Origin of the sequence: Thermogutta sp., assembly GCF_014359955.1 — a bacterium.
Classification (GTDB): Bacteria; Planctomycetota; Planctomycetia; order Pirellulales; family Thermoguttaceae; genus Thermogutta.
Genome location: NZ_JACIYL010000690.1, coordinates 1 through 2,407, shown reverse-complemented (window position 1 = coordinate 2,407; position 2,407 = coordinate 1). Strand labels below are relative to the sequence as shown.

At 59.8% G+C, this 2,407-nt stretch carries 3 protein-coding genes; all 3 read right to left on the bottom strand.

All coding sequences use genetic code 11. The features are described 5' to 3' along the window. On the bottom strand, positions 1-703 hold a 703-nt coding region (locus H5U08_RS15905; protein ID WP_297035253.1), incomplete at its 3' end, for a hypothetical protein. A 40-nt stretch (positions 704-743) separates the two neighbouring features. Continuing rightward, a complete protein-coding gene (locus H5U08_RS15900) occupies positions 744-1,877 on the bottom strand; it encodes a sulfotransferase (protein WP_297035251.1) in 1,134 nt (377 codons plus the stop codon). Between the two features lie 84 nt (positions 1,878-1,961). Next, the coding region (locus H5U08_RS15895) for a polysaccharide biosynthesis protein (protein ID WP_297035249.1) at positions 1,962-2,407 on the bottom strand (446 nt) is incomplete at its 5' end.

Genomic DNA, 2,407 nt, shown 5'->3' with positions numbered 1-2,407 from the left:
GGGAGGTCCGGGGACCTGCTTCGGCAGTTTCTTCTGCGAGAGCCATTCCCGCCAGAAGCTGTGAAGCGTGCGGAAGTGCCCATCTAAAACAGACTGCAGCGGCTGCCAGAGCATCCGCACAGGCGGCCGCGAAGACGCCTCCACCCAAGGCCAGGACGCCAGCCGCTCCCACGAGACTGAGCCCGTACCGTATCAGGAATCCTGCGCCGATCCGGTCCATCCGCTCTTCCCGCTGCAGCACGGCATAGGCGATGTCGGCAAGCGAATCGAACATCCGGCCAGCCGCCACGACGAACACCAGACCGACGAACGCCGCATTGACCGTGTACACCAGGGCGGCCAGCGGCGCGACAAGACAGGCCGTGCTCGCGCCAACGACTCGAATAGAAAAATAGTCCTGAAACAGAAAGCGACGCCGGACATCGCACACGAGAAGATTGCGAAGCCCCAATTCAAAAGCGGCAAAGATCGGTGCGCAAAGGGCCACCGCCGCGACCCACCGACCGGTATCCGCCAATCCGCCCAGCTTGATGAGCAGCACCAAAACAAGCAGTCTTGATACCGCCTGGGTCACGTTGCCGGAAAGATACCAGGCAAAGTTGCGGCGTATGGAAAGGGGCGGCAGGGTGGACGACTGGCGGAAGACCACAATACGCCGAGCCGTCGATTCTTCGGATGTGTTCGCCGGTTTCGATGGAGACATGTTGCTTCTCTGGGCCCGGCCTCTCAAGATCGGTGATCCATCAGGGGTGCGCAGATTCCGAGACGGATGACGAACCGGTTGACTGGCGATCGCGTGACGTGAGAAAGTGCGGTCCGGCAAGGGGATGCCCAGCAGGCGGCGAAGTTCCAGGGGCAGACCGATCAGCGCGTGACACCTCAGACCGGTAGCGATATCCGTACGACCAGGCCTTCCAACCCGCCAGAATCCAGATCACCATTTTCTCAGCAAAGCTCAATTTCGATTGCCATTCGACGTCCGGTCTCAGTCGGATGTGACGCTGCATGCGCAGGCGGTTCCCTGCCACGATATGGCCGGGCTGGAGCGGTTTCTCAGAATTGAGCAGTTCAATCCACGGACCCGGCGGGATGGCGATAAAGCCCGCAAGTTGAAGCACAACCGGAATCGGCGTGCTTGCAAAATCTTCGTAACGGACCAGCAGAGATCGACTTGTTTCGTGGCGCCGCCGGACCAAATCGGCCATACTATTGACGAAGGTCCAGGCCAGAGCGCTCCTCCAAACCGGCAAACCGCGGATATCGCGGGCAACTCCCGCCTGTTCGTCCGATCGAAAACTCTTTTTGACAGACCAGGCAAATCCACGCACGTCCCGCACAAGATGAACCAGATGCAGGTCGATCAGGTCCAGACGTTCCGCCATGAGCACCAGCGCCAGTCCCCGGGCAGAATTCTTCGACGAATCCACCACCACGCTCTTTTCCGTCACTTCGCCGATCGCCTGATACAGGCCGGCGGTCCACTGGGCATAGGTAAGAAAATTGCCCCGCACATCCTTACCGAGCTGCACCTGCTCGGGTGAGGGTCGAGAGAACATCTGCCATAGAATGTTCCGACGCCCCTCCACACGGCTCCGCAATTGTTCATAAGTTTCCAGATCCACCTGGGATCGTTTTTTCCAGACCTCGGTGACGCGGGACCAGAGTTCGCATTCCGGGACGCGTTGGCCGCAGGAGCAGAGCCGCCGCTCGATCCAACCGTCGTGCACAAAATTGCACAGCTCTCCCACGCTCTGGACAAGCGGATGCTGCCCCAGAAAGAGGTCGAGCACGGTCGAACCGCTCCGTCCCGCCCCCATGACGAACACCACTCGGGGACGGGGGGGAATGCGTGAGGATTGGTGAGCGTACGTGGACATGGTGCCTGTTCCTCGGTATATGCTTGTGCAGCGGTAATTTTTTTGATTGCGGCCTTTAGGGACCCCTTGCTGCGATTTCTCCTTTCAAGCGGCGCGACGGACAGCCGGGAACTCGGGCTGACCGTGCGGATGATAATGCGGAACAATCCGCTGAAGTTCGGCGACGATCTGGCGGTCGTCCACCTCCAAAAGTCGGGCTAGCCGTTCCATCGACCGAAGGATCGCCTCCCGATTCACACGGGGACTAACGGCCACGCGAATCTTGTCGTGGCGTGTGGGGATCGTCTTTTCGTCGGCGGCCTGAAGCTCTTCAAAAAGCTTTTCGCCCGGCCGAAGACCAATCACCTCAATTTCGATATCCCGACCGACCTCCAAACCGGAAAGTCGGATCATGTCCACGGCCAGGTCCATGATCCGCACCGGTTCGCCCATGTCGAGAACCATGATCTGGCCGCTCTCCCCGATGATGCCCGCCTGAATAACCAGACCGGCGGCTTCGGGGATTGTCATGAAGAAACGCTCCATGCGGG